This is a genomic window from Streptomyces sp. NPDC051173, assembly GCF_040689515.1.
GTDB lineage: Bacteria > Actinomycetota > Actinomycetes > Streptomycetales > Streptomycetaceae > Streptomyces.
On record NZ_JBFBBD010000053.1, the window covers coordinates 24,710 to 49,280 of the forward strand.

25 protein-coding genes and 1 riboswitch are annotated in these 24,571 nt (G+C 73.2%); of the genes, 7 read left to right on the forward strand and 18 right to left on the reverse strand.

What is annotated here, in order from left to right:
• Positions 1-5: 5 nt before the first annotated feature.
• From kdpF to AB0435_RS24300, 4 genes are all read right to left on the reverse strand, one after another.
• Positions 6-95, reverse strand: a complete 90-nt coding sequence (kdpF, locus tag AB0435_RS24285; protein ID WP_116214304.1) for a K(+)-transporting ATPase subunit F — start codon at positions 93-95, stop codon at positions 6-8.
• Positions 96-397: 302 nt separating this feature from the next.
• Complete coding sequence (locus AB0435_RS24290) at positions 398-1,180, reverse strand: DUF3710 domain-containing protein (RefSeq protein WP_366005860.1); 783 nt, start codon at positions 1,178-1,180, stop codon at positions 398-400.
• Position 1,181: 1 nt separating this feature from the next.
• Positions 1,182-1,682: a dUTP diphosphatase gene (gene dut, locus AB0435_RS24295; protein ID WP_366005861.1), complete on the reverse strand. Its 501-nt coding sequence runs from the start codon at positions 1,680-1,682 to the stop codon at positions 1,182-1,184.
• Positions 1,679-2,263, reverse strand: a complete 585-nt coding sequence (locus tag AB0435_RS24300) for a PaaI family thioesterase (protein ID WP_366005862.1) — start codon at positions 2,261-2,263, stop codon at positions 1,679-1,681. Before AB0435_RS24300 ends, dut begins: the two co-directional genes overlap by 4 nt.
• A gap of 58 nt (positions 2,264-2,321) precedes the next feature.
• Here AB0435_RS24300 and AB0435_RS24305 point away from each other — a divergent pair, with 58 nt between their 5' ends.
• Positions 2,322-2,765 carry a DUF3093 domain-containing protein gene (locus tag AB0435_RS24305; RefSeq protein ID WP_366005863.1) on the forward strand — a complete coding sequence of 148 codons (444 nt, stop codon included), beginning with the start codon at positions 2,322-2,324 and terminating at the stop codon, positions 2,763-2,765.
• Positions 2,766-2,791: 26 nt separating this feature from the next.
• Here AB0435_RS24305 and AB0435_RS24310 read toward each other — a convergent pair whose 3' ends face one another.
• The 4 genes from AB0435_RS24310 to AB0435_RS24325 all read right to left on the reverse strand — a co-directional run bounded on the left by AB0435_RS24310 (position 2,792) and on the right by AB0435_RS24325 (position 6,250).
• Positions 2,792-3,625 (reverse strand): hypothetical protein, encoded by an 834-nt coding sequence (locus AB0435_RS24310; protein ID WP_366005864.1) that lies wholly within the window; start codon positions 3,623-3,625, stop codon positions 2,792-2,794.
• Positions 3,626-3,638: 13 nt separating this feature from the next.
• Positions 3,639-3,935 carry a DUF4193 domain-containing protein gene (locus AB0435_RS24315; protein ID WP_116214298.1) on the reverse strand — a complete coding sequence of 99 codons (297 nt, stop codon included), beginning with the start codon at positions 3,933-3,935 and terminating at the stop codon, positions 3,639-3,641.
• 398 nt (positions 3,936-4,333) lie between these two features.
• Positions 4,334-5,590, reverse strand: coding sequence for a HAMP domain-containing sensor histidine kinase (locus tag AB0435_RS24320; protein WP_366005866.1), 1,257 nt, complete (start codon positions 5,588-5,590; stop codon positions 4,334-4,336).
• Positions 5,591-5,596: 6 nt separating this feature from the next.
• A complete protein-coding gene (locus tag AB0435_RS24325) occupies positions 5,597-6,250 on the reverse strand; it encodes a response regulator transcription factor (protein ID WP_116215978.1) in 654 nt (217 codons plus the stop codon).
• Positions 6,251-6,613: 363 nt separating this feature from the next.
• Here AB0435_RS24325 and AB0435_RS24330 point away from each other — a divergent pair, with 363 nt between their 5' ends.
• Positions 6,614-6,781, forward strand: coding sequence for a hypothetical protein (locus tag AB0435_RS24330; RefSeq protein WP_366005867.1), 168 nt, complete (start codon positions 6,614-6,616; stop codon positions 6,779-6,781).
• Positions 6,782-6,913: 132 nt separating this feature from the next.
• Here AB0435_RS24330 and AB0435_RS24335 read toward each other — a convergent pair whose 3' ends face one another.
• A complete protein-coding gene (locus AB0435_RS24335; RefSeq protein ID WP_366005868.1) occupies positions 6,914-7,714 on the reverse strand; it encodes an inositol monophosphatase family protein in 801 nt (266 codons plus the stop codon).
• 8 nt (positions 7,715-7,722) lie between these two features.
• Entirely contained in the window at positions 7,723-8,862 is a 1,140-nt protein-coding gene (locus AB0435_RS24340; protein ID WP_366005869.1) for a ferrochelatase, read from the reverse strand.
• Between the two features lie 155 nt (positions 8,863-9,017).
• Here AB0435_RS24340 and AB0435_RS24345 point away from each other — a divergent pair, with 155 nt between their 5' ends.
• Positions 9,018-10,310, forward strand: a complete 1,293-nt coding sequence (locus tag AB0435_RS24345) for an MFS transporter (protein ID WP_366005870.1) — start codon at positions 9,018-9,020, stop codon at positions 10,308-10,310.
• Positions 10,249-11,586, forward strand: coding sequence for a D-arabinono-1,4-lactone oxidase (locus AB0435_RS24350; protein ID WP_366427947.1), 1,338 nt, complete (start codon positions 10,249-10,251; stop codon positions 11,584-11,586). Before AB0435_RS24345 ends, AB0435_RS24350 begins: the two co-directional genes overlap by 62 nt.
• Positions 11,587-11,715: 129 nt before the next feature.
• Here AB0435_RS24350 and AB0435_RS24355 read toward each other — a convergent pair whose 3' ends face one another.
• Positions 11,716-12,816, reverse strand: a complete 1,101-nt coding sequence (locus AB0435_RS24355) for a hypothetical protein (RefSeq protein ID WP_366427948.1) — start codon at positions 12,814-12,816, stop codon at positions 11,716-11,718.
• A gap of 347 nt (positions 12,817-13,163) precedes the next feature.
• Here AB0435_RS24355 and sepH point away from each other — a divergent pair, with 347 nt between their 5' ends.
• A complete protein-coding gene (gene sepH / locus AB0435_RS24360; RefSeq protein ID WP_366005873.1) occupies positions 13,164-14,255 on the forward strand; it encodes a septation protein SepH in 1,092 nt (363 codons plus the stop codon).
• A gap of 203 nt (positions 14,256-14,458) precedes the next feature.
• Here sepH and AB0435_RS24365 read toward each other — a convergent pair whose 3' ends face one another.
• Positions 14,459-15,289, reverse strand: a complete 831-nt coding sequence (locus AB0435_RS24365; protein ID WP_366005874.1) for a sulfurtransferase — start codon at positions 15,287-15,289, stop codon at positions 14,459-14,461.
• A 290-nt stretch (positions 15,290-15,579) separates the two neighbouring features.
• On the opposite strand from AB0435_RS24365, the gene AB0435_RS24370 reads away from it, so the two are divergent.
• The gene (locus AB0435_RS24370) at positions 15,580-16,386 is read left to right on the forward strand and encodes a VOC family protein (protein ID WP_366005875.1); all 807 of its coding nucleotides are present in this window, start codon (positions 15,580-15,582) and stop codon (positions 16,384-16,386) included.
• Here the strand turns inward: AB0435_RS24370 and AB0435_RS24375 are convergent.
• The 4 genes from AB0435_RS24375 to AB0435_RS24390 form a co-directional block, all read right to left on the reverse strand.
• Positions 16,361-17,032, reverse strand: coding sequence for a thymidine kinase (locus tag AB0435_RS24375; RefSeq protein WP_366005876.1), 672 nt, complete (start codon positions 17,030-17,032; stop codon positions 16,361-16,363). The two genes, AB0435_RS24370 and AB0435_RS24375, sit on opposite strands and share 26 nt — an antisense overlap.
• A 53-nt stretch (positions 17,033-17,085) precedes the next feature.
• Positions 17,086-18,294, reverse strand: a complete 1,209-nt coding sequence (locus tag AB0435_RS24380; protein ID WP_366005877.1) for a nucleotide pyrophosphatase/phosphodiesterase family protein — start codon at positions 18,292-18,294, stop codon at positions 17,086-17,088.
• Positions 18,294-18,881, reverse strand: coding sequence for a DUF5998 family protein (locus tag AB0435_RS24385; RefSeq protein WP_361534008.1), 588 nt, complete (start codon positions 18,879-18,881; stop codon positions 18,294-18,296). The genes AB0435_RS24380 and AB0435_RS24385 overlap by 1 nt, the downstream gene beginning before the upstream one ends.
• A 135-nt stretch (positions 18,882-19,016) precedes the next feature.
• Complete coding sequence (locus AB0435_RS24390) at positions 19,017-21,833, reverse strand: GNAT family N-acetyltransferase (protein WP_366005878.1); 2,817 nt, start codon at positions 21,831-21,833, stop codon at positions 19,017-19,019.
• Positions 21,834-21,975: 142 nt separating this feature from the next.
• On the opposite strand from AB0435_RS24390, the gene AB0435_RS24395 reads away from it, so the two are divergent.
• The gene (locus tag AB0435_RS24395; RefSeq protein ID WP_361535724.1) at positions 21,976-22,257 is read left to right on the forward strand and encodes an HPr family phosphocarrier protein; all 282 of its coding nucleotides are present in this window, start codon (positions 21,976-21,978) and stop codon (positions 22,255-22,257) included.
• A 180-nt stretch (positions 22,258-22,437) separates the two neighbouring features.
• On the opposite strand, the gene AB0435_RS24400 is transcribed toward AB0435_RS24395, so the two are convergent.
• Together AB0435_RS24400 and AB0435_RS24405 are read right to left on the reverse strand one after the other, a co-directional pair.
• Entirely contained in the window at positions 22,438-23,157 is a 720-nt protein-coding gene (locus AB0435_RS24400; RefSeq protein WP_366005879.1) for a GntR family transcriptional regulator, read from the reverse strand.
• 213 nt (positions 23,158-23,370) lie between these two features.
• A complete protein-coding gene (locus AB0435_RS24405) occupies positions 23,371-24,174 on the reverse strand; it encodes a M23 family metallopeptidase (RefSeq protein WP_366427949.1) in 804 nt (267 codons plus the stop codon).
• Positions 24,175-24,187: 13 nt separating this feature from the next.
• Positions 24,188-24,343: riboswitch (cyclic di-AMP (ydaO/yuaA leader) on the reverse strand.
• Between the last annotated feature and the right edge of the window lie 228 nt (positions 24,344-24,571).

A 24,571-nucleotide genomic window follows, 5' to 3' on the forward strand; every position in this document is an offset into this window, starting at 1 on the left:
CTTTGCTAGAACCTCTCCGGGAAAACGAGGGCGAGGATCAGGTAGCCCAGCAGGGCGACGGCCACGACCAGGCCGACGATGTTCTCGACGGTCACAGCTTGGTCACCCCCTTGGCGACGAGAGCCACCAGCGCGAAGACCGCGATCGTGGTGACGACGAAGGCCACGTCGGCCATCGTGTGCTCCTAGAGAGTTCGGATATGAACGGACTCCCAAAGCAAACCCCTGTTGTCACGGTGCGAGCGCCCCGTTGACGCCTCTCATACGGCCATTAGCGCCCCCTTGACGGATTCCATACGCGCACCGCTTTGACCTGCGAAAACGCCGCTGGGCCGCAACCCCGATTCGGGGTTGCGGCCCAGCGGAACGACCAGATCCAGCCGTTTGACGAGCGGTTTTCAGCGCACCTCGGAGATCTCCGGGCCACGCTCCAGGCGGTCCACACCGCCGGCGAAGCGCGAGGCTCCGTCCTCGTCCTGCTGCTGGAGGCCCTCGGCGACCATCTGCGCGTCGTCCGGCAGCTTCAGCACGATCGGGTCGCGGGGCGCCATCGGGGACTCGCCGCGCACGACGACGGTGTCCTGGAAGATCTGCTCCAGCATCCCGGCGGTCTGCGGCTGCACCGCGCCCTGGCCCGAGATGACACCGCGCAGGAACCAGCGCGGGCCGTCACAGCCCACGAAGCGGACGAGCTGGACGCCCTGGGTGCCGTCCGGCAGCGCGACCGGCACCTGGGCCCGCAGCTCCCAGCCCAGCGGGCCCTGGACCTCGTCCACGACGCCGCCCTGCTGGGTGATGCCGGAGGCGATCTCCTCCCGCACCTCGTGCCAGATGCCCTCGCGCTTGGGGGCGGCGAACGCCTGGAGCTGCACGGCACTGTCGCGCAGCACCACTGTCGCGGCGACGATGGCGTCACCGGCGACCTCGACCCTCAGCTCCATGCCCTCGACCCCGGGCACGAACAGTCCGCCCAGGTCCACGCGGCCCTCCACGGGGTCGCGGACCTCGGAGAGGTCCCACGGCCCTTCGGGGCGCGGTTCCGGCTCCAGCCGGACCCGGCTCTCGGCCGCGATGTCCTCTGCGGACGCGTTGGAGAGGGAGTCCTCAGCCAACTCCTCGGAGGTCACGTCGTCGACCTGGTCGACGGCGTCCTCCCCGCGCTTGCGGCGACGACCGAACACGTCACTGTCCTTCCCGGTCGCTTGCGACCGAAGCGAATCCATTCCCCACGGCAGCGTGGCCACCGGTGGACCCGAAGCCCCCTTCGGCCCGTGCCGAGCCTGGAAGCTCCGCCACCTCGTGGAAGCGGACCTTCTCGACCTGCTGGACAACCAATTGGGCGATCCGGTCGAACCTCTCGAACCGCACGGTCTCGCGCGGGTCCAGATTGACCACAATCACCTTGATCTCTCCACGGTACCCGGCATCGATGGTCCCCGGGGCATTCACCATGGAGACCCCGCACCTGGCTGCGAGACCCGAACGCGGGTGCACGAAGGCGGCGTAACCGTCGGGCAGCGCGACGGCGACCCCGGTGGGCAGCACCAGCCGCTCCCCCGGCGCCAGCTCGGCGGCCTCGGTGGTGACCAGGTCGCAGCCGGCGTCGCCGGGGTGACCGTAGGAGGGGACGGGCACCTCCGGGTCGACCCTGCGGATCAGCACGTCCAGCGGCATACGGCTCACGGGTTCACCTCAAAAGCTCGCGCGACCTTCACCTGGTCGGGGTCGGCCAGGGCGGCCTGGATCTCGGTGGCGCGGCCGTTCTCGATGAAGTGGTCGACCTTGACCTCGATGAACACCGCTTCCGCCTGGACCGCGACGGGGCCCTCCGGGCCGCCGATCCGGCCGGTGGCCGTGGCGTAGATCTTACGGCCGTGCACCGCGCGGACCTCCGCCTGCAGGTGCAGCACGGTGTCCACGGGCACGGGCCGTACGTAGTCCGTCTCCAGCCGTCCGGTCACCGCGATCACCCGCAGCAGCCAGCCCAGCGAGCCCAGCGTCTCGTCGAGCGCCGTGGCCAGCACACCGCCGTGCGCGAGGCCGGGGGCGCCCTGGTGCGCCTCCTTGACGCGGAACTCCGCGGTGACGCTCACGCCCTCGCCGGCGCGCACCTCGACGTGCAGACCGTGCGGGACGCCTCCGCCGCAGCCGAAGCAGTATTCGTAGTGCGCCCCGATGGTCTCCCCGGGCGCGGGCGCGTCCGCGTGCCGCACCGGTGGCTCGGCCCCGGGCGGCAGCGTCGGCTTTGTCGTTCGTCCACTCACAGGGGCTGACCTTACCCGCGGGAGCAGGGCCTGGTCCCGTCCGTGGCAGGCTTGGCCCATGCAGCCTTACGAAGAACGCCTGACCGCGCCCCGATCGTGGTGGTTCATCGCGGTACTCATCGGGGTCGCCATGGCGCTGATTCTGCTGCCGCTGGGCACCATCCCGATGCTGGGCGGACTCGTCGGCGGCGCGGCCCTCGCGTCGATCGCGGTCAGCTCCTACGGCTCGGTGCGCATCCGCGTCGTGGGCGACGCCCTCATCGCCGGTGACGCGCAGATCCCGGTGGCGGCGCTGGGGGCGGCGGAGGTCCTGGACGCGGAGGAGGCCCGCGCCTGGCGCACGCACAAGGCCGACACCCGCGCCTTCATGCTGCTGCGCGGCTACGTCCCCACGGCGGTGCGCATCGAGATCACCGACCCCTCGGACCCCACGCCGTACGTCTACCTCTCCACCCGCTCCCCCGAGCGCCTGGCGGCGGCCCTGGCGGCCGTGCGGGCCTGAGCCCGCGCCGGGCGGGCCCTCGGGGCTCAGAGGGAGCCGGGCTCCGGCAGGAGGGTGTTCCAGGGGATCTGGCGGGTGCGCAAGTCCTTGCGGACCTTCTCGGCGAGTCTCTTGGTGTCGCGTCGGTTCATGACCGCGCCCACGGTCGCGCCGATCATGAACGGCGTGAGGTTGGGCAGATTGCGGAAGCTGCGCTTGAGGACCTGCTGGCGCAGCTCGCGCCGCAGCTGGCCGCCGAGGGCCGCGTTGACGGTCAGGGGCGAGGTGACGTCGATGCCACGCTCGTCGGCCCACGCCCCGAGATAGGCGACCGCGCGCTGGCGCACGGTGCCGGGGGCCCGCAGGCCGTAGACCTCGTGCAGCTCGGCGATGAGCTTGAACTCCACCGCGGCGACGCCGATGATCTCGGCCGCCAGCTCGGCGGGCATGGCCGGCGGAACCGGCAGCATGGCCGCGGCGCCGACGCCGGCGCCCACGGTGGACGTGCCGTGCGCGGCGCCCGCGACCAGTTTGTCCGCGAGCTCCTCCGGGCCCAGGCCCGGGAACTGCTCGCGCAGGGTCGCGAGATCGCGCACCGGGACGCGCGGGGCGTTCGCGATGATCCGGTCGGCCACGGCGGTCAGCCCCGCCCTCGCCCCCTGGCCGCCCTTCCTGGCGCCACGGCCGACAGCCGCGGCGAGCGAGGCCGCACGGCCCCGCTCGACGTCTGTGCCGGCCCCGGCGGCAGGGGTGGTGTCCACGGCGCCGACGGTGACGTCGGCGTCATCGGCACCCTCCTGCCGCGCGGCGTCGCCCTCTGGTCCGGTGGTCAGTTCGGACCGCTGTGAGCGCCGCTTGCGAAACGGGATCGAGCCTGCCATGCAGACCCGCTCCTCACTCGCAGTCGCGGCAGATCGGCTGACCGTTCTTCTCGCGGGCCAGCTGGCTGCGGTGGTGCACGAGGAAGCAGCTCATGCAGGTGAACTCGTCGGCCTGCCGCGGCAGGACCCGGACGGACAGCTCCTCGTTGGAGAGGTCCGCGCCGGGCAGCTCCAGGCCTTCGGCGGCCTCGAAGTCGTCGACGTCGACCGTTGAAGCGGACTTGTCGTTCCGCCGGGCCTTCAGCTCCTCGATGCTGTCCTCGTTGACGTCATCGTCGGTCTTGCGTGGGGTGTCGTAATCCGTTGCCATGTCGCTCTCCCCCTCTGGGTGTCTGCGGTGTCTCCAGCGCACGTAACGCGTGAGAGGCCGGACTTGTGCCCGACCCGAGGCGGAGATTTTGCCTCACATCAAGGTCTGTTACTCAATCGACACCCAACCGCACACCTGAAGAGGTGATGGGGATGGATGGCGAACGGGACCGTACACGGTCCGGATGCCGCATGTGGATACGCCATCACGTGTACTTCCCGTGATCAGGACCCCCGGAAACCCCCATTTTCCCGGCGTTCCATCGGCCCCGACGATCACGGAGAGTGGATGGCCGGAAGTTTGCGCATGTGAGCGATCACACACGCCACCGGCTAGGGGCGGACCATGAAAATTCCGCCCAAAGCGAACCTCCGGCCGCCCTATTCTCGCAGAGATTCTCAGGTCGGAAGTACCACTCTCATGATCAGCCCACCCCCGTCGCGGGGTTCGGCGGTGATCCTGCCGCCGTGCGCGCGGGCGACGGATCGGACGATCGAAAGCCCGAGGCCCACGCCCTTGTCGCTGCCGGTCCGCTCGGTGCGCAGGCGGCGGAACGGCTCGAAGATGTTGTCCAGCTCGTAGGCCGGGACGATGGGGCCGGTGTTCTCCACGACCAGCACCGCCCGGCCCGGCTGGGCCTCGGTGGTGACCTCGACCCAGCCGTCGGCCGCGTTGTAGCGCACGGCGTTCTGCACGAGGTTGAGCGCGATGCGCTCCAGGAGCACGCCGTTGCCCTGCACGACCGCGGGCTGCCGGGTGCCGCGCAGCTCGACCCCCTTGGCCTGGGCCTCCGCGCGCGTCTGGTCGATGGCCTGGGAGGCCACCTCCGCGAGGTCCACGGGCTTGCGGTCCACGATCTCGTTGTCGCTGCGCGCGAGCAGCAGCAGGCCCTCCACGAGCTGCTCGCTGCGCTCGTTGGTGGCCAGCAGGGTCTTGCCGAGCTGCTGGAGCTCGGGGGACGCGCCCGGGTCGGAGAGGTGGACCTCCAGCAGGGTGCGGTTGATCGCGAGCGGGGTGCGCAGCTCGTGCGAGGCGTTGGCCACGAAGCGCTGCTGCGCGGTGAACGCCCGCTCCAGCCGGTCGAGCATCTCGTCGAAGGTGTCGGAGAGCTCCTTCAACTCGTCCTCCGGGCCGCCCAGTTCGATCCGCCGGGAGAGGTCCGTGGCGGCGACCCGGCGGGCCGTGCGCGTCATCTTGCCGAGCGGCGAGAGGACCCGGCCCGCCATGGCGTAGCCGAAGGCGAAGGCGATCACGGCGAGGCCGAGGAGGGCGAGGAGGGAGCGCTTGAGGAGGCTGTCGAGGGCGAGGGCACGCTGGTGGCTCGTGCACGTGCTCAGGATGTTGTTCGCCTGGTCGGCGGTCAGGCCGGGGCGCAGGTCGGGACAGAGGCTGGAGTCGGGCACGGTGACCTGGCTGCCGTTGATCAGCTTGATCAGCGGCGCGCTGCCGGAGTCCAGCGCGTGGGCAGCCAGCAGATAGATGATCGTGAGCAGCAGGACGCCCGCCATCAGGAACATCCCGCCGTAGAGCAGGGTGAGCCGTATGCGGATCGTCGGGCGCAGCCAGGGGAACGGCCGTACGACGGGCTGGCGGGGGTCCCAGCTGGGTTTCGGCGGTGTCTGGGGGGCCGTCGGCGGTGCGGGGGTGGCGGGCATCGTGCGTCAGATCCGGTATCCGGAGCCGGGCACGGTGACGATCACCGCGGGCTCCCCGAGCTTGCGGCGCAGCGTCATGACCGTGACGCGGACGACGTTGGTGAAGGGGTCGGTGTTCTCGTCCCACGCCTTCTCCAGGAGCTGCTCGGCCGAGACGACCGCGCCCTCGCTGCGCATGAGCACCTCCAGCACCGCGAACTCCTTGGGTGCCAGCTGCACCTCCCGGCCCTCGCGGAAGACCTCGCGGCGGTTGGGGTCCAGCTTGATGCCTGCCCGCTCCAGGACGGGCGGCAGCGCCACCGTCGTACGGCGGCCGAGGGCGCGGACGCGCGCGGTGAGCTCGCTGAAGGCGAAGGGCTTGGGCAGATAGTCGTCGGCGCCGATCTCCAGGCCCTCCACCCGGTCGCTGACGTCGCCGGAGGCGGTCAGCATCAGGACACGGGTGGGCATGCCGAGCTCGACGACCTTGCGGCACACGTCGTCGCCGTGGACGAGGGGAAGGTCGCGGTCGAGGACGATGACGTCGTAGTCGTTGACGGCGACACGCTCGAGCGCGGCCGCGCCGTCGTACACGACGTCGACGGCCATGGCCTCCCGGCGCAATCCGGTGGCGACGGCATCGGCGAGCAGTTGCTCGTCCTCGACGACGAGTACGCGCACGGCGTTGATCCTTCCCTTGGAGCCCTTGGTCTGGGCAGGCATGTCGGTTCCCTGGTGGGTGTATCCATCCTGCCTCCTACGCCGGTAAACCGGCTGTAAGGGGCGTCGGGGGCGGCTGTGGCAGGACGTGTGGTCCCGGTGGGATTCCGCATTTTCCGCCTTGCCGGGCTGCCACAGGTTTCCCCGCGGACGGCGGTGGGGAAGACGTCTGCACACCCGCGATCACGCCCGAGCAGCGGCACGTCACGATCGGCCGCCGTCCCAAGGGGCAGGGTGTGGTCGTTTCTCCCCCGGTCCCCGCCGGGGGTGACCCCCAGGCACACCCCCGTGCCGCCGAGCCGACCCTGGAGGGGGCGCAGCACTATGGACGCGTTCACCGCTGGCATTCTGCAGCGCATAGAGAGCACCCGGTCCGACCTGGACCAGGCCCGCAGGTCGGGCGACGAGTTCCTCGCCGAGGTGGAGCAGGCGGCGCTGGAGGACCTGCACCGCCTCGCGGCGGAGCACGGCGTCGAAGTGAGCGCCGCCTAGCGGCAGCCGCCACCGGCCGATCCACGCACCGAACGCCCTCGCACCTGACGGTGCGGGGGCGTTCCGGTGTTCTCCCGAGGCGTCCGGCCGGGGCGCCGGGCCGCGCCCGGCGGGCTCGGCCCGGGGGCTCCGTCAGTCGTGCCAGGCGCCCAGGTCCTCCAGACGCCCCCGGAGCCGCTCGAAGAGCACCGGCGCCGCCGCCACGGTCAGCTCCGTGGACTCCGCCTCGCCGGGCCGGCCGCCGGTGAGCGCGCCCGCCTCGCGGGCGATCAGGGCGCCGGCCGCATAGTCCCAGTGGTTGAGCCCCCGCTCGTAGTAGCCGTCCAGCCGGCCGCAGGCCACGTCGCACAGGTCGATGGCCGCGGACCCGCCGCGCCGGATGTCGCGGACCTCCGGGAGCAGGGCGCGCAGGACCTCCGCCTGGGCGGCCCGGCGGGCGGTGAGATAGCCGAAGCCGGTGCCGATCAGGGCCTGGTCCAGGGGCGGCGCGGGGCGGACGGCGAGCCGCCGGCCGCCCAGGAACGCGCCGCGGCCGCGCACCGCGCTGTAGGTCTCGCCCCGCATCGGCGCCGCGACCACGCCGACGACCGCCTCGCCGTCGATCTCGGCGGCTATCGACACGGCCCAGGAGGGCAGCCCGTAGAGGTAGTTGACCGTGCCGTCGACCGGGTCGATGACCCAGCGCACCCCGCTGGTGCCCGTGCTGCTGGCGCCCTCCTCGCCGAGCACCCCGTCGGCGGGGCGGCGCTCGGCGAGGAAGCCGGTGATCAGCTTCTCGGCGGCGATGTCCATCTCGGTGACGACGTCGATGGGGCTGGTCTTGGTCGCGGCGACGCCCAGGTCGGCCGGGCGGCCGTCCCTGAGCAGCGCGCCGGCCCGCTCCGCGGCCTCGAGGGCCACGGCCAGGAGTTCGTCCTTCAAGGTGTCGCTCACAGTGCTCCTTACGCGTACGGGCTGTCGGCTCCGGCGGCGGCCGGGCGGGGTGCCCGGGCCGGGCAGCAGCCGACGGGACAGAGATCGTGGGAGGGGCCGAGCGCGCCGAGCGCGCAGCGCCGCGGGTCGAGGCCGCGCTCGGTGGCGGCGCGCTCCAGCACCAGCTCGCGGACGGCGGCCACGAAGCGCGGGTCGGCTCCGACGGTGGCCGCGCGGGCGACCGGCAGGCCGAGCTCGGCGGCCTTGGCGGTGGCCTCGGTGTCGAGGTCGTACTTGACCTCCATGTGGTCCGAGACGAAGCCGATCGGGACCATCACGGCCGCCTCGGCGCCCTCGCCGTGCAGGGTCTCCAGGTGGTCACAGATGTCGGGTTCGAGCCAGGGGATGTGCGGGGCGCCGCTGCGGGACTGGTAGACGAGTTGCCAGGGGCGCTCGACGCCGGTCTCCTCGCGGACCGCGTCGGCGATCAGCCGGGCGACGTCGAGGTGCTGGGCGACGTAGGCGCCGCCGTCACCATGGCCCTCGACGGGGCCGGAGGTGTCCGCCGCGGCCGTGGGGACGGAGTGCGTGGTGAAGGCGAGGTGCGCGCCGTCCCGGACGTCCTCGGGGAGACCGGCGAGCGCCGCGAGGGTCGCGTCGACCATGGGCCGGACGAAGCCGGGGTGGTTGAAGTAGTGCCGCAGCTTGTCGACGCGCGGCAGCGTGATCCCCTCGCCCTCCAGGGCGGCCAGGGCGTCGGCGAGGTTCTCGCGGTACTGCCGGCAGCCGGAGTACGAGGCGTAGGCGCTGGTGGCGAGCGTCAGGACGCGGCGGTGCCCCGCGCCGGCCATCTCGCGCAGCGTGTCGGTCAGATACGGGGCCCAGTTGCGGTTGCCCCAGTGGACCGGCAGGTCGACGCCGTGGTCGGCGAACTCCTTGCGCAGCGCGGCCAGCAGCTCGCGGTTCTGGTCGTTGATCGGGCTGACGCCGCCGAAGAGGAAGTAGTGCTGCCCGACCTCCTTGAGCCGCTCGCGGGGGATCCCGCGGCCCCGGGTGACGTTCTCCAGGAACGGGACGACGTCGTCCGGGCCTTCGGGGCCGCCGAAGGAGAGCAGCAACAGGGCGTCGTACGGGGCTGTTGCTCGCTGGTCTGCTGGCTGATCCGACATGGTCCGATCCTGCCACCCGCCACTGACAGGCAGGAAATGGCCGTGCATCGCACACACATACGCACGTAAGCTGTATCGGCCACTTACGTCCCTTACCGGCACCCTCACCCACTGTCAACCTCCTCGGCTCACCCCCTGATCCCCTGGCGGCCCCCTTGCCCAGTCCATACCGCGCAATATTCGCCGCCCCCGGCTCCAGGAGCTTCTCCGCCGCCGGGTTCCTCGGCCGGATGCCGCTGTCGATGATGGGCATCGGGATCGTGACGATGGTGTCCCAGCTGACCGGCCGGTACGGGCTGGCGGGCGCGCTCTCCGCGACCCTGGCCATCTCCGCGGCCATGGTCGGCCCGCAGATATCCCGGCTCGTCGACCGGCACGGGCAGCGCCGGGTGCTCCGTCCGGCGACGCTGGTCTGCCTGGTCGCGGTCGCGGGGCTGCTGCTCAGCGCGCAGCAGCGCTGGCCGGACTGGACGCTCTTCGTCTTCGCGGCCGCCGTGGGCTGCCTGCCCAGCGTGGGCTCGATGGTGCGGGCCCGCTGGGCGGCGATCCACAGCGGCGGCCGCGAGCTGCACACCGCGTACTCCTTCGAGTCCGTGGTCGACGAGGTGTGCTTCATCTTCGGCCCGATCCTCTCGATCGGCCTGTCCACGGCGTGGTTCCCCGAGGCGGGGCCCCTGCTGGCCGCCGTGTTCCTGGCCGTGGGCGTCCTCTGGCTGACCTCGCAGCGCTCCACCGAGCCCGTGCCGCACCCCCACGAGCACCACCACGGCGGCTCGGCGCTGCGCTCCCCCGGGCTCCAGGTGCTGGTGGCGACGTTCGTGGCCATGGGCACGATCTTCGGGACGGTCGACGTGGTGACCGTCGCCTTCGCCGAGGAGCAGGGCCACAAGGCGGCGGCGAGCCTGGTCCTCTCGGTGTACGCGCTGGGCTCCTGCCTGGCCGGCGTCGTCTTCGGGCTGCTGCGCCTCAAGGGCGAGCCGGCCCGCCGCTGGCTGCTGGGCATCTGCGCGATGGCCGTGAGTATGATCCCCCTCCAACTGGTCGGGAGCCTGCCGTTCCTGGCCGTGGCGCTCTTCGTCGCGGGCCTGTCCATCGCGCCGACCATGGTGACGACGATGGCCCTCGTCGAACAGCACGTACCGCGCGCGAAGCTGACCGAGGGCATGACCTGGACGAGCACCGGGCTCGCGGTCGGGGTGGCGCTGGGTTCGTCGGCCGCCGGCTGGGTCGTCGACGACGCCGGGGCAGCCACGGGGTACGTGGTGTGCGTGGTGGCGGGGGCGCTCTCGGCCGCGGTGGCGTTCCTCGGCTACCGCCGGCTCCGCACGCCGGCGCCGCAGCGGCCGGGGGGACCCGTGCCGCAGCCAAGGGGAGGGTCCGACGCACATGACGAGAACGACCGGAACCACGAGCGGCACGACGGCCGCGACAAGGGGCGTGTGGCGTAACTGGGCGGGGAACGTCACCGCCCGCCCCGCGCGGACCGTGGCACCGGCGAGCACCGCGGAGCTCGCCGAGGAGTTGGCACGGGCCGCCTCGGACGGCCTGAAGGTCAAGGCGGCCGGCACCGGCCACTCCTTCACCTCGGTGGCCGCCACGGAGGGACTGCTGATCCGCCCGGAGCGGCTGACCGGACTGCGGGCGGTCGACCGGGCGGCGGGGACGGTGACCGTGGCCGCCGGGACCACGCTCCGGCAGCTGAACGTGACGCTGTCCGCGCACGGCCTGTCGCTGGCCAACATGGGCGACATCATGGAGCAGACCGCCTCGGGCGCGGTCAGCACCGGCACCCACGGCACGGGCCGCGACTCCGCCTCGCTCGCCGCCCAGGTCCGGGGCCTGGAGCTGGTGACGGCGGACGGCTCGGTGCTCACCTGCTCACCGCGTGAGCACCCGGAGGTCTTCACGGCGGCCCGGCTGGGTCTCGGCGCGCTGGGGGTGATCACCGCGGTCACCTTCGCGGTGGAGCCCGAGTTCCTCCTGCGGGCCAGGGAAGAGCCGATGCCCTTCGACCGGGTCACCACGGAATTCGATCAGCTCGTCGCCGAGAACGAGCACTTCGAGTTCTACTGGTTCCCGCACACCACCCACTGCACCACCAAGCGCAACAACCGCAGCGCGGGCCCCGCCGCACCGCCCGGCCGCGCTGCCGCCTGGGTCGAGGACGAGCTGATAGCCAACGGGCTCTTCCAGGCCGTGTGTTCCGTGGGCCGGACCGTGCCCGCCGCGGTCCCCGGCATCGCCCGGATCGCCGGCCGCGCCCTGTCGGCCCGCACGTACACCGACGTCGCCTACAAGGTCTTCACCAGCCCCCGGCGGGTCCGCTTCCTGGAGATGGAGTACGCCCTGCCGCGCGAGGCCGCCGTGGCGGCACTGCGGGAGCTGCGCGCGACGGTCGAGCGGTCACGGCTGCGGATCAGCTTCCCGGTGGAGGTACGCACCGCCCCGGCGGACGACGTCCCGCTGTCGACGGCATACGGGCGGGACACGGCCTATGTGGCCGTGCACATGTACCGGGGCACGCCGCACCACGCGTATTTCGCGGCCGCCGAGCGGATCATGACGGCGCATGGCGGACGCCCGCACTGGGGGAAGCTGCACAGCCGCGACGCGGCGTATCTGGCCGGGGTGTATCCGCGCTTCGAGGAGTTCACCGCGCTGCGCGACCGGCTGGACCCGGAGGGTGTGTTCGGCAACGCGTATCTGCGGCGCGTGCTGGGCTGAGGCTCCCCCTGGAGGCCGGGCGGGGGTGGGCGATGGCCGCAGACCCCGGCTTTCCCCCTGAACGCGGGACGGGCCCGGTGGTGCGGGGATTCCGCACCACCGGGCCCGTCCGGCAGGAGAGCCGGAGTCCTACGACAGCGTGCCCTGGGTGACCGTGCCCGTGCCCGCCGCCGCGTTCTGGCCCTGCGGCGGCTTGGGGTCGGTCTGCCCGGTCGTGCCCTGGCCGCCCGTGGTCGTGCCGCCCTTGCCGCCGGTGCCGCCCTTGCCGCCGTCGGGCGTCTGCGTGGGGTTGGACGGATTCGGCTTCGGGTCGGGCGTCGAGCCGCCGGTGGTGCCGCCCGTGCCGGGCGAGGCCGACGGGTCCGGCGAGGGCTTGCCCGTACCGCCGCCCTGCCCGGGCGTCCCGGCGTCCGGCGACGAGCTGCCGTCCCCGCCCTTGCCCGGCTCCCGGTCGCCCTCGTGCGAACGGCCCGGGCCGGGGCTGTCGGAAGGCGTCGGATCCTGCTTCTTCTCCGACTTCCCGCCGCCGCTGACCAGCTGGCTGATCGTCGTGGAGTTGTTCGCGCCGTCCGCGCTCTGGTCCCTGACCAGCTCGACCGCGGTGACGGTGCCCATGGCGAGCACGAAGACCGCGCCCGCGGCGAGCAGCGGGCGCTTCCAGCCCCGCAGCCGCGTGCCGTGGGTGGTGCCTGTCGTGTACTCGTCGCCCAGGCCGTCGATCTTTTCATCGGAGTACGCACCGGCGTGCGGGTCCTGATGCGCGCCCGCGTGCGTGCTGCGCTCCGGCGTGAGGCCCGCTCCGTGCAACAGCTGCGTCGCGTCCTCGGCGGGCAGCCCTCGCGTCGCGTCGGCGGCAGGCAGCATCTGCGTCGCGTCGACCTGGCCGAGCAGCTGGGTACGGGCGGCGTCGGGCGTGGCGTCCGGCCCGAGGCGTCCCACGGCGCGCCCGGCGTCCTTCACCGGCACCTGGCGCAGCGCGGGCCTGGCCGCCTGGGTGGTCGCCTCGCGGAGCTGCTCGCCGGTGCGCCTGAAGAAGTGCTGGAAGATCGTGCCACCCGACGTGGCCACGACACTCACCACGCCGGCGCCGAGAACGGTGCCGTACACCCCGAGCTTGCCCGCGAGCAGCGCGGCCACGACCGCCGCGAGGGCACTCCCGGCGACCTGCGCGAGGCTCAGCTCCAAGCGCTTCTTCTTGGGTTTTGCCTCGCTTTCGCCTTTGTCGTCCATCTCCCGCCTCTGTGTAGCCCTTCGATCCCTCTTGCAGCTAGAAGAGACATTCGAGCGTAACGAACAGTTCCGATTCGGGCGATTGTGTGAACCTCGACACCCGTTCGGAGGGTGTCCTCACCGATGGCCCGGATCAACTCCCTTCTCCCGCGTGAACTTCGATGGCGCGCCGATCCACGCCCAGTGGCCCGAATGGAGTACTGTGGCGAGCCCTGGTCCCGGTGTCCCGTCCGGCCGCCCGGACCCAAACGGGAGGGGCCAGGCGGCTCTCGCCCCGTCAACTCGGCAATGTTGTGGCAGGCTGCACCCGGGCAGGCCACACTCGACTAGCGGAAGCAGCGACGCAGGTGACGTCGGCAGGCACCACCCGGGAGGTCCCCATGCCCGAACTGCGTGTCGTGGCCGTCTCCAACGACGGCACACGGCTGGTGCTCAAGGCTGCGGACAGCACGGAGTACACCCTTCCCATTGACGAACGGTTGCGCGCCGCGGTGCGCAACGACCGTGCTCGCCTGGGCCAGATCGAGATCGAGGTGGAGAGCCATCTCCGCCCGCGCGACATCCAGGCGCGTATACGCGCCGGTGCCTCGGCGGAGGAAGTCGCGCAGTTGGCCGGCATTCCCGTCGAGCGGGTCCGCAGGTTCGAGGGACCGGTGCTCGCCGAGCGCGCCTTCATGGCCGAGCGCGCCCGCAAGACGCCCGTGCGCCGTCCCGGTGAGAACACCGGTCCGCCGCTCGGCGAGGCGGTCGCGGAGCGGCTGGTGCTGCGTGGCGCGGAGAAGGACAGCTCGCAATGGGACTCCTGGCGCCGCGACGACGGCACCTGGGAGGTGCTGCTCGTCTACCGCGCGGCAGGTGAGCCGCGCGCCGCGAGCTGGACCTTCGACCCGCCGAGGCGGATCGTTCAGGCGATGGACGACGAGGCGCGGGCCCTCATCGGCGAGACCGACGACACGCCCGAGCCGAGCTTTCCTTTCGTGCCGCGCATCGCCCGGCTGCCGCGCGACCGGCCGCTGGACCGCACCCTGGACCGCCCGGCACCGCCACCGCCCGCTCCCCCCGCGGAGACGGACACCGACGCCGCCGCGGAGGACACCGCCAAGGAGCGGGACTCCCTGACGAGCCTGCTGGAGGCCGTGCCCAGCTTCCGGGGCGACATGGTCGTGCCGGAGCCGCCCCCGGTGGCGCCGGTGAGCGAGGAGACCGAAGAGGAGGCGGAGGCCGTCGAGCCTCCGGCCGCGAGCGCGGGTGCGGGTGCGGGCGCTGGTGCCGCGTACGCCGATGTGCTGATGCCGCGTTCGGTGGCCGGCCACCGCGACCGGCTCACCGGGACGACGGACCGTCAGGCGGAGGCGGACGGCGTCCGGCCCGGCCGCCGGGCCGCGGTGCCCAGCTGGGACGAGATCGTCTTCGGCACCCGGCGCAAGAAACAGGAGTGACGGCAGAGCGGCCCGAGGAGTGACCGCCCGTCAACCCCGGCTGCTGCCGGGGCCACGGTGGTGCGCGCCTCGCGGTCGCTCCGCACGGCGGCAGCGCCAGGCCCTTCGAGGCCGGGCGCTGCCGCTTCTTCCCCAGGACTTCCGCCAGGCTTCTCCCCCAGGACTTCCGCCAGTTCGCCCCGGTCGGACGACGGGGCGGCGGATCAGCCCGGCTGGGGGCCCGTCGCCACGGGGCGGCTCCCGTCGGAGGACCACTCGCTCCACGACCCCACGTAGAGGGCCGCGGGGATGCCCGCGACCGCCAGCGCCAGCACTTCGTGCGCGGCGGAGACGCCTGAGCCGCAGTAGACCCCCACCTCGCCACGTGCCCCGAGGCCGGCGAAGCGCGCGGCCAGCTCCTCCGCGGGCCGGAAGCGGCCGTCCTCGGTCACGTTCTCCGTCGTCGGCGCGGAGACCGCGCCGGGGATGTGCCCGGCGACCGCGTCGATCGGCTCGGTCTCACCGCGGTACCGCTCCCCCGCCCGGGCGTCCAGCAGCACCCCGCGCCGTGCCAGCGCGGCCGCACCATCGGCGTCGAGCAGCGACAGCGCCCCCGGCGCCGGGACGAAGTCCCCTTCCTCGACCGGCGGCGCGCCGGTCTCCAGAGCCCCGCCCCCGGCCGTCCACGCGGCGAGGCCGCCGTCGAGGACCCGTACGGAGTAATGACCGGCCCAGCGCAGCATCCACCACGCACGGGCGGCCGCCCAGCCTGTGCCGCCGTCGTAGGTGACGACCTCGCGGTCGGACCGCACCCCGGCGCGCCGCATCGCCGCGCCGAACGCCTCGACGTCCGGCAGCGGGTGCCTGCCGTGCTTCCCTGCGGGGCCGGCCAGCTCGGCTTCGAGGTCCACATAGGCGCCGCCGGGGATGTGCCCCGCCTCGTACTGCGGACGGCCGGGCGGGCCGCCCATCTGGTAGCGGACGTCCAGCAGGACCGGTGGCCGCGCCCCGGCCGGTGCGTTCATGAGTTCGGCTGCGGTGATGAGGGGATTCATGGCCCCCATCCTGGCGTAACCGCCCCGCACGGAGAGGCCCTCTGGTGGGACCGCGCACAACTGCTCGATACTGAGCGGCGATCCCGATACTGGACGGCAACGGCGCCGAAACGGAACCGAAACGCGAATTCGGGCATTCTCCTGCGGGAACACGTGGGTCCCGGCGCGGCCGGGGGGCGCGCCACGGCAGGTGGTGCAAACATCTGGACGTGCCCCGTCCCGTACCGCCCGCGCGCCGCGGAACGGCGCGGGACGCGCGGCCACCACGATGGTCCGAGGAGAGAGTGGCGATGACCGAGGTTTGGGGCTCCCCCCGGCGGCCGAGCACGGGGGAGGCCAGGCAGACACCGGGCACTCCGTGCTGGACGAGCCTGCTGGCGCACGACCTGGAATCCATCAAGGACTTCTACAGCGGCCTGTTCGGCTGGTCCTACTACAACCCCGGGCCGCGCCGGCTCGGCCCGTACGTACGCGCCACGATCGACGGCCAGGACGTGGCGGGCATCGGCGGGCTGACGCCCGGACGGCGGCTGCCCACCGCCTGGACCACCTATCTCGCGAGCGACGACGCGGACGGGACCGCGGAAGGGATCCGCTCGTCCTGCGGCACGGTCGGCGTGGGCCCGCTGACGGCGGAGGACGCCGGGCGGCTGTTGCTCGCCTCGGACCCGGCCGGGGCCTCGTTCGGCGTCTGGCAGGGACAGCGGCTGGTGGGCCCCGAGTTGGTGGGGGCGCCCGGCACGCCGGTCCGGCACGAGCTGGTGACCCGCCGGACGTCCGCGGTCGTCATGTTCTACCGCGCGCTCTTCGGCTACGAGGCCGAGCCCGCGGAGGCGGGCGGCTCCGACTCCGTCACGCTGCGGCTGGACGGGCGGCCGGTGGCCGCGATCCACGGGGTCGGCGCGGCGCTGCCGCCCGCGCGGGGGCCGCACTGGATGACGTCGTTCGAGGTGGCGGACACCGATGTCGCCGCGCGCCGGGTGAGCGAGCTGGGCGGTCAGGTGCTGCGGCCCCCGCGGGAGAGCGCGGCCGGGCGGGTGGCCACGGTCGCGGATCCCGAGGGCGCCGTCTTCACCCTGCTGCGGACGGCCCGTTAGCCGGGTCCACGGGCAGCACGTCCGGCGACAGCGCGGCGGCGCGCGCCGACGCGGCCGTCAGCCGGCGGCGGTGATGACGCCGGCACAGCACCTCGTAACCCACCACGGCCTCGGGCTGGTTGACGTCCCCGACGACGACCTGGGCGCCCTCGACGACCATCTGTCCGCCGACCGTACGGGCGTTGTGCGTGGCCCGCGCACCGCACCAGCACAGGGCCTCGACCTGGAGCACCTCTATCCGGTCGGCGAGTTCCACCAGGCGCTGGGAGCCGGGGAAGAGGCGGGTGCGGAAGTCGGTGGTGATGCCGAAGGCGAAGACGTCGAGTTCGAGGTCGTCGACGATCCGGGCGAGCTGGTCGATCTGCTCGGCGGTGAGGAACTGCGCCTCGTCGGCTATGACGTAGTCGGCCCGGCCGCCCGCCGAGAGGTGCCCGACGATGTGGGCGTAGAAGTCGAAGCCGTCGCCCGCCTCGACGGAGTCGGTGACCAGGCCGAGCCGGGAGGACAGCTTGCCCTCGCCCGCGCGGTCGTTCCGGGTGTAGATCATCCCTTGCAGACCGCGTGCCGAGCGGTTGTGCTCGATCTGAAGAGCGAGGGTGCTCTTTCCGCAGTCCATGGTTCCGGAGAAGAACACCAGCTCGGGCATGGGGTAGCCAATGCCTTTCGTACGTAGGAGGGGCTGAAGGGGGCCGGGCGGGGTCAGGAACGCACTTCGAGGAGCGGGACCAGCTGCTCCACCGGCGTCATGGAACCGTGCAGTCCGACCATCGCGGACTCGTTGGGCTCGGTCTCGGTGGCCACGATGGCGATGTCGTCGCGGGCCGCGGCGACCACGTCGCCGATCCGTCCGTGGACCCGGTCGTCCACGCCCTCACCGGGCGGGCCGAACCAGCCGGCCTCGATCGCCTCGTCCCGCCCGGCGACCCACATCTGCTCGCCGAGCACCTCGCGCCAGACGGCCAGCACGTCGGCGGCCGCGCCGGGCACGGCGTAGACGTGGCGGGCGCGGGCCTCGCCGCCGAGGAGCGCGACGCCGGCGCGCAGCTCCCAGTCCTCGTCGAAGTCGATGCGCGACTCCGGGTCGAAGGGGATGTCAATCATGCCGTGGTCGGCGGTGACGTACAGCGCCGAGCGCGGGGGCAGCTGCTCGGCGAGGCGTTGGGCGAGCCGGTCGACGTACATCAACTGGCCGCGCCACTCGTCCGAATCGACGCCGAAGCGGTGGCCCTTGCCGTCCACGTCGCTGTAGTAGGTGTAGACCAGCGCGCGGTCGGCGGCGGCGAGCCGGTCGGCGGCGAGGTCCATCCGGTCCTCGCCGGAGAGCCGGCCGTGGAAGGTGCCGCCGCTCAGCGCGATCTTCGTCAGCGGTGTGTGCTGGAAGTCGGGGGCGGAGACCTGGCAGGTGTGGACCCCGGCCGCGTCCGCGAGCTGGAAGACCGTGGGGTAGGGCTGCCAGACGTGCGGGTCGGTCCAGGGGCGCCAGCGGAGCTGGTTCATCAGCTGCCCGGTGGCGGGGTCGGCGACGGTGTAGCCGGGCAGGCCGTGCGCGCCCGGCGGCAGGCCGGTGCCGACCGAGGCGAGGGACGTCGCGGTGGTGGAGGGGAACCCGGCGGTCATCGGCTGCCCGGTGCCGTTCATGGACGTGCCCAGCAGGGAGTGCAGGAAGGGCGCCTCCGCGGGGTGGGCCCGCAGCAGCTCCCAGCCGAGGCCGTCGATGAGGAAGACGCAGACCCGGTCGGCGGGGGCGAGCTCCAGGCCGGTGCTCAGCCCGGGGACGCCCAGGCCCGTCGCGATCGACGGCAGCAGGTCGGCGAGCGAGCCGGTGCCGTAGCGCGGGAGGGGTGCGGAGCGGGGGTCGAGCGGGACCGGGTCGTGCCAGGACCGGCCCGCGGTGGTCACCTGGGCCATCAGCGGGCGGTCGCCGCGGTCGCCTCGGAGAGCGCCTGGGCGAAGGCGAGGGTCTGCCGGACGGTGTCCGGTCCGTCGCCCGCCTCGCTGACGCGCAGGCTCAGGTCGTCCGCGGTGGACGACCCGGTGTAGCCGTGGTCGGCGTCGCAGTTGGGGTCGCCGCAGGCGGCGGGCTCCAGGTCGATCCGGGAGACCGCGCCCCAGCCGATGGTGAGGACGACCTCGCGGGGCAGGGTGCCCGGGGTGTAGGCCTCGGGGTTGGCGACGACGCGGCTCAGCACGACGGAGGAGATCCGGCCGATCTTCACGGACTCCGTGGAGGTCGTGGCGTACGGCGAGGGGGAGGTGCCGTCGGCGGCCTGCTCGTCGGTGTGGCTGACGATGAAGCGGTTGTCCGTGAGGACCAGGACCGTGACGTGGCGGCGGACCTCGTTGGAGTCGAACGTCGTCTCCTGGTGCACCAGGTACGACACGATCGGCTCCCCGCCCACGGCGGCCTCCACCGCCTCGGCCACGAGGGCCGGGTAGTAGCCGCTGCGCTCGATCGCCGCGCGGAGCCCTTGGGTCGTCGTACCGGTCTTCGCCATACGCCCATCCTACGGGGCGCAGGGGGCCCGCCCGCCCTTGCCCGTCCCCGGGACCCCGGTGCGCGCGCTGTGCCGCGGGCCGGGGATCAGGGGGCGGAACGCGGCCCGGTGGGGCACCTCACAGCGGGAGTCCGGTCAGACGACCGGCAGGCTGCGGGGCCCCAGATCCGTACGGGCGGGCGGCGGGGCCAGGCGTATGGACGCGCCCAGGACGTGGACGCCGTGCGGGGCGACGATCACCGGCTCCAGGTCGGCGCCCACGACCTCGGGGTGGTCGTCGACCAGCCGGGAGACGCGCAGCAGCAGCTCCTCCAGGGCCCTGGTGTCCACCGGGGTCGTGCCCCGCCAGCCGAAGAGCAGCGGCGCGGTCCTGATCGAGCGGATCTGCTCGGCGGCGTCGCGGTCGGTGACAGGGACCAGCCGGTGCGCGGTGTCGCCGAGCAGCAGGGAGGGCGCGCCGGCCAGGCCGAAGGAGAGCACGGCGCCCGCCGCGGGGTCGATGGCGGCCCGCACCACCGTGTCGACGCCGCGCGGGGCCATCGACTGGACCACGAACCGGGTCTCCTCGGGCTTGCCGAGCAGCTCGGTCAATTCGCCGTAGGCGCGGAGCAGTTCCGCTTCACCGCCCAGGTCGAGCCGGACGCCGCCGAGATCGGCGCGGTGGCGCAGGTGCGGGGCGGTGGGCTTGAGGGCGACGGGGAAGCCGAGCCGGTGCGCGGCCCGGACGGCGCTCTCCGGGTCGGGGGCGGGCAGCGCGGGGAGCACGGCGATGCCGTAGCGGGCGAGCAGCCGCTGGGTGTCGGCGGCGGAGAGGGTGACGGCCCGCGGGCCGGTGAGCGGCGCGGGGGTCGCGCCGTGGGCGGCCAGCAGCACGTCGATGTCGGCGGCGGCCCCGGCCTCGTCGATGTCGTCGTATTCGGGCACCCGGCCGGGCTCGGCGGCCGCCTGCCGCCGCCACCGGGCGTAGCGCGCCGCTTCGGCGAGGGCCCGCACGGCCCGCTCGGCGGCGGGGTAGGCGGGTATCCGCACGGCGGGCGGCCGGTCGGCGGAGGCGGCGGCTGAGTCGGTGGCGGCCGCGCTCCCGGCCCCGGGCGGCCGCTCCTCCGCCGCGAGCGCCTCGGCCAGGCCGGGGATCTCCAGGTGGACGACGGTGACGGGCTTCGTGGACGCGGACGCGGCCACCGCCTCCCGCAGCGCGGCGGCGAGGTCCGCGGCGGAGGCGTCGCCGACCCAGGGGATGGCGGTGACGACCACGGCGTCGCACTCGTCGTCGGCCAGGGCGTCCAGGAGGGCCGCCCGGAAGTCGGCCGGTTCGGCTGCGGTGGTGAGGTCGTACGGGGGCTGCGGGCGCAGGCCGTCGGTGAGGCAGGCGTCGTAGGTGAGCAGGGCGAGGGACTCGGAGTTGCCGAGGATGGCGACGCGGGGGCCGGCGGGCAGCGGCTGGGAGGCCAGGAGGAGGCCGGCGTCGGCCAGTTCGGTGACCGTGTCGACGCGGATGACGCCGGCCTGCCGCAGCAGGTCGGAGACGGTGGCGTCGGGGATGCGGGTCGTGGGCACGGCGTGGCCGGTGGGGGCGGCACCGCCGTGGCGGGCGCCCTTGACGACGACGACCGGCTTGCGGGCGGCGGTGCGCCGGGCGAGCCGGGTGAACTTCCGGGGGTTGCCGATGGACTCCAGGTACATGAGGACGACGTCGGTGTCGGGGTCGTCGTGCCAGTACTGGAGGAAGTCGTTGCCCGAGACGTCGGCGCGATTGCCCGCGGAGACGAAGGTGGAGATGCCGACGAGACCGGCGGCGCGGCGGTGCAGCCCGGACAGCAGGGCGATGCCGATGGCCCCGGACTGGCTGAACAGGCCCAGCCGCCCGGCGCTGGGCAGCTCGGGCGAGAGCGAGGCGTTGAGGCGGACCCCGGGCGCGGTGTTTATCAGGCCGAACGCGTTGGGCCCGATGATGCGCATGCCGTACGAGCGGGCCTGCCGCACCAGCTCGCGCTGCCGGTCGCGGCCGTCGGCGCCGCTCTCGGCGTAGCCCGCGGCGAGGACGACGAGGCCCTGCACGCCGTGCTCGCCGCACTCGGCGACGACGGAGGGCACCTGCTCGGCCGGCACGGCGACCACCGCGAGATCGATCGGCTCGTCGATGCCGAGGACCGAGCGGTGGGCGGGCACCCCCTCGGGCTGGAGCTGTGAAGGCCCCTCGGGGAAGGCCCGGTTGACCGCGTGCACCCGCCCGGTGAAGCCGCCCGCCAGCAGGTTGCGCAGCACGGCGCGGCCCATGCCGCCGGGCTCGCGGCCGGTGCCGATGACGGCGACGGAGCCGGGGGCGATGAGGCGGTGCACGGAGCGGGCCTCGGCGCGCTGCTCGCGGGCACGCTGGACGGCGAGGGAGCGGTCGGTGGGCTCCAGGTCGAGCTCCAGGCGGACGACGCCGTCCTCGAAGCTGCGCTTCTGCGTATAGCCCGCGTCCGTGAACACCTTGATCATCTTGGTGTTGGCGGGCAGCACCTCGGCGGCGAAGCGGCGGATGGAGCGCTCGCGGGCGACGGCGGCGAGGTGCTCCAGCAGGGCGGAGGCCACGCCCCGCCCCTGGTGGGCGTCCTGGACGAGGAAGGCGACCTCCGCCTCGTCGGCCGGGCCCGAGGTCGGCAGGCCCCGGGGGCCGATGCGGTCGTAGCGGACGGTGGCGATGAACTCACCGCCGACGGTGGCGGCGAGGCCCACCCGGTCGACGTAGTCGTGATGGGTGAAGCGGTGCACGTCACGGTCGGAGAGGCGGGGGTAGGGGGCGAAGAAGCGGTAGTACTTCGACTCGTCCGAGACCTGCTCGTAGAAGCTGACCAGGCGCTGCGCGTCGTCCGGGGTGATCGGGCGGATCTGTGCGGTGCCGCCGTCGCGCAGCACCACATCGGCTTCCCAGTGGGTCGGGTAGGCATGCTCGGACGGCGTCTGCATGGGGCCAGCGTAAGGCCGCCCACCGACAACGGGCCCGGCTCGCGCGGGTGGGCGGGACCGGGGAAGGTGGGGGCAGCCGGAGCACCGCGGACCCCGTGAGACACTGGTCTAGACAACCAATGACGACTTGAAGGGCAACACCATGGCTGAGCGCCGCGTCAACGTCGGCTGGGCCGAGGGCCTGCACGCCCGTCCCGCGTCGATCTTCGTCCGTGCGGCGACGGCCGCGGGCGTCCCGATGACGATCGCCAAGGCCGACGGCAACGCCGTCAACGCCGCGTCGATGCTGGCCGTGCTGGGCCTGGGCGCCCAGGGTGGCGAGGAGATCGTGCTGGCCTCGGACGCCGAGGGTGCCGAGGCGGCTCTCGACCGTCTGGCGAAGCTGGTCGCCGAGGGTCTCGAGGAGCTCCCGGAGACCGTCTGATTCAGGGGAATCGCGCGCGGCGGGGCCGCGGCGGCCGATTGAGGCCGCCGCGGCCCCGCTGTCCGTTTTCCCGGCCGCCCGCTTTCCCTTCGGCCGCGCGGCCGGGTTTCGCGCCGCGCGCGCCCGGCGCGAATTCCGCCGGCGGCAGGGCGGCAACACCCAGCGGATAACCGCCTGTTGTCAGGACGGGGCGGCCGCGGCGCGCACCGATTGCTTCGGATTCCGCGCCCGGACCTGGCGGACGGGCCTGCGCAGCCGGTATTCACCCGGCACACGGTCGGCGCGCGTCGCGGCGAGCGCCCGCGCGCGGTCCGCGTCACCCCGGGCGATCGCGTCGACGAGGGCGCCGTGCGCCTCCCACGCGCGCACCGGCCGCAGGGGCGGCTCCGCCACGTACACCCAGGCGATCTTGAGCCGCAGCTGGGTGAGCAGCGCGGCGAGGCTGGGGCTGCCGGTGGCCTGGGCGAGCGTCTCGTCGAACCAGTCGTCCAGCGGCCGCAGTTCACCGGCCCGGTCGGCCCGCGCGCGCTCCAGACCGAGCCTGACCAGCCCGCGGAGCACCTTGAGGTGGGCCTCGGTGCGGCGCTGCGCGGCGCGCGCGGCGCCCAGGGGCTCCAGCAGGGCGCGGACGTCGAGCAGGTCCGCGGCCTCGTGCTCGGTGGGTTCGGCGACGCAGGCGCCCGCGTGGCGGCGCGTGGTCACGAAGCCTTCGGAGGCGAGGGTGCGCAGGGCTTCGCGCACGGGCACGCGGGAGACGCCGTAACGGCGGGCGAGCAGTTCCTCGATGAGCCTGCTGCCGGGCGGAAAGGAGCCGGAGACGATGTCGTCGCGGATCGCGGTGCACACGGCCTGCGTGGGAATTCCGCGGCTGTCCGGCACCGGGTTGTCATAGCCGTTCACGTACGGCCCCGCATGGGTGAACCTCCGCATTGACCCCCGCGAAACGCGGCCGATTGACGCCTGTCGGGCGACTCTATTGCAGGCGCCGGGAATTTCCGACGGCGCCGGTGAAGTCATCGATATGTTTTGGCCAGCACGAAGGCCCCGGTCGGTGACCGGGGCCTGGTGACGGAAATCCGCGATGCGGCGGTGAAAGCCGGGGCGCGCGGTGCGTCAGACGTTGACGCCGTGCGAGCGCAGGTACTCGACGGGGTCGATGTCGGAGCCGTAGGTGGGCGCGGTGCGGGCCTCGAAGTGCAGGTGCGGGCCGGTGACGTTGCCGGTGGCGCCGGAGAGGCCGATCTGCTGGCCCGGGGTGACGGTCTGGCCGACGCTGACGTCGATGGACGACAGGTGGCCGTACTGCGTGTAGGTGCCGTCGTTGTGCTTGATGACGACGTTGTTGCCGTACGCGCCGCCCCAGCCCGCCTCGACGATGGTGCCGGCGCCCACGGCGTGCACCGAGGTGCCCGACTCGGCGTGGAAGTCGACACCGGTGTGGCTGCCGGAGGACCACAGGCCGCTGGACGCCTTGTAGGCGGTGGAGACATAGGAGCCGTCGATGGGCGCGACGAAGGCGTTGAGGCGCTTGCGCTCCTCGTCGCGGGCGACGCGCTCCTTCTCGGCGCGCTCGGCGTCCGCCTTGCGCTTGGCCTCGTCGGCCTTCTGCTTGACCTCGGCGGCCTGCTTCTTGGCGGCGGCCTCGGCCTGGAGGCGGGCGGCGGTCTCGTCCGCGGAGTTGCGCTGGATCTCCGCCTGCTCGCCGACGCGGTCGGCGGTGTCGTCACCGATGACGATGGCCTGCGTCAGGCCGGTGTCCTCGACGCGCGGGGCGTCGTCGGTCGCGGCGAGCGCCGGAGCGGCGAATCCCGCCATGACACCGGTGGCCGCGAGGGTGGCTATGCCTGCCGCGTTCGCCCCGGCGCGGACGGCGCGGCTCGGACGGCGGTGCTTACCGGTGGGACGAGTGAACGCCATGGGTACGGCTGATCCTTTCCTTCCTTCTCGCCTACCGGGTTAGCTGACGGGTTCGGAGCAGGAAGGTCTCCTACGGATCCCTCCGGAGAGGGGCCCGATTCACCCCAGGGACATGTGGGTCCCCGGCTCCCCTGGCTCGCGCCGTACGGGGACTCGGCGATGACTGTCCGGGGCCGCGGATGCGACTCACATCTGACGGGCAGCCGCCCTGACGCTAGACGCCGCCACTTTCGAACGGCAAACAGAAGCCGGTATTTGTGGCGTACGCCACAGTAGAGATATGCAACCACTCCACTAAATCGGACATAAGGGAGGCGCGCGGGGGGGGGGGGGGGCCCCCCCCCCCCCCCCGGGGCGGGGGACAAGCGCGGAGCAAGGGGGGAGAAAAACGCGACAC

Bases quoted from the DNA above. Each gene is read 5' to 3' on its own strand.
- AB0435_RS24315 (WP_116214298.1), bottom strand. From the start codon at position 3,935: ATGGCAACGGATTACGACACCCCACGCAAGACCGACGATGACGTCAAC.
- AB0435_RS24390 (WP_366005878.1), bottom strand. From the start codon at position 21,833: ATGCAGACGCCGTCCGAGCATGCCTACCCGACCCACTGGGAAGCCGAT.
- AB0435_RS24375 (WP_366005876.1), bottom strand. From the start codon at position 17,032: ATGCCCGAGCTGGTGTTCTTCTCCGGAACCATGGACTGCGGAAAGAGC.
- AB0435_RS24405 (WP_366427949.1), bottom strand. From the start codon at position 24,174: ATGGCGTTCACTCGTCCCACCGGTAAGCACCGCCGTCCGAGCCGCGCC.
- AB0435_RS24385 (WP_361534008.1), bottom strand. From the start codon at position 18,881: ATGGCGAAGACCGGTACGACGACCCAAGGGCTCCGCGCGGCGATCGAG.
- AB0435_RS24320 (WP_366005866.1), bottom strand. From the start codon at position 5,590: ATGCCCGCCACCCCCGCACCGCCGACGGCCCCCCAGACACCGCCGAAA.
- AB0435_RS24355 (WP_366427948.1), bottom strand. From the start codon at position 12,816: ATGGACGACAAAGGCGAAAGCGAGGCAAAACCCAAGAAGAAGCGCTTG.
- AB0435_RS24370 (WP_366005875.1), top strand. From the start codon at position 15,580: ATGACCGAGGTTTGGGGCTCCCCCCGGCGGCCGAGCACGGGGGAGGCC.
- AB0435_RS24350 (WP_366427947.1), top strand. From the start codon at position 10,249: ATGACGAGAACGACCGGAACCACGAGCGGCACGACGGCCGCGACAAGG.
- AB0435_RS24365 (WP_366005874.1), bottom strand. From the start codon at position 15,289: ATGAATCCCCTCATCACCGCAGCCGAACTCATGAACGCACCGGCCGGG.
- AB0435_RS24305 (WP_366005863.1), top strand. From the start codon at position 2,322: ATGCAGCCTTACGAAGAACGCCTGACCGCGCCCCGATCGTGGTGGTTC.
- AB0435_RS24310 (WP_366005864.1), bottom strand. From the start codon at position 3,625: ATGGCAGGCTCGATCCCGTTTCGCAAGCGGCGCTCACAGCGGTCCGAA.
- AB0435_RS24330 (WP_366005867.1), top strand. From the start codon at position 6,614: ATGGACGCGTTCACCGCTGGCATTCTGCAGCGCATAGAGAGCACCCGG.
- AB0435_RS24340 (WP_366005869.1), bottom strand. From the start codon at position 8,862: ATGTCGGATCAGCCAGCAGACCAGCGAGCAACAGCCCCGTACGACGCC.
- AB0435_RS24380 (WP_366005877.1), bottom strand. From the start codon at position 18,294: ATGGCCCAGGTGACCACCGCGGGCCGGTCCTGGCACGACCCGGTCCCG.
- AB0435_RS24395 (WP_361535724.1), top strand. From the start codon at position 21,976: ATGGCTGAGCGCCGCGTCAACGTCGGCTGGGCCGAGGGCCTGCACGCC.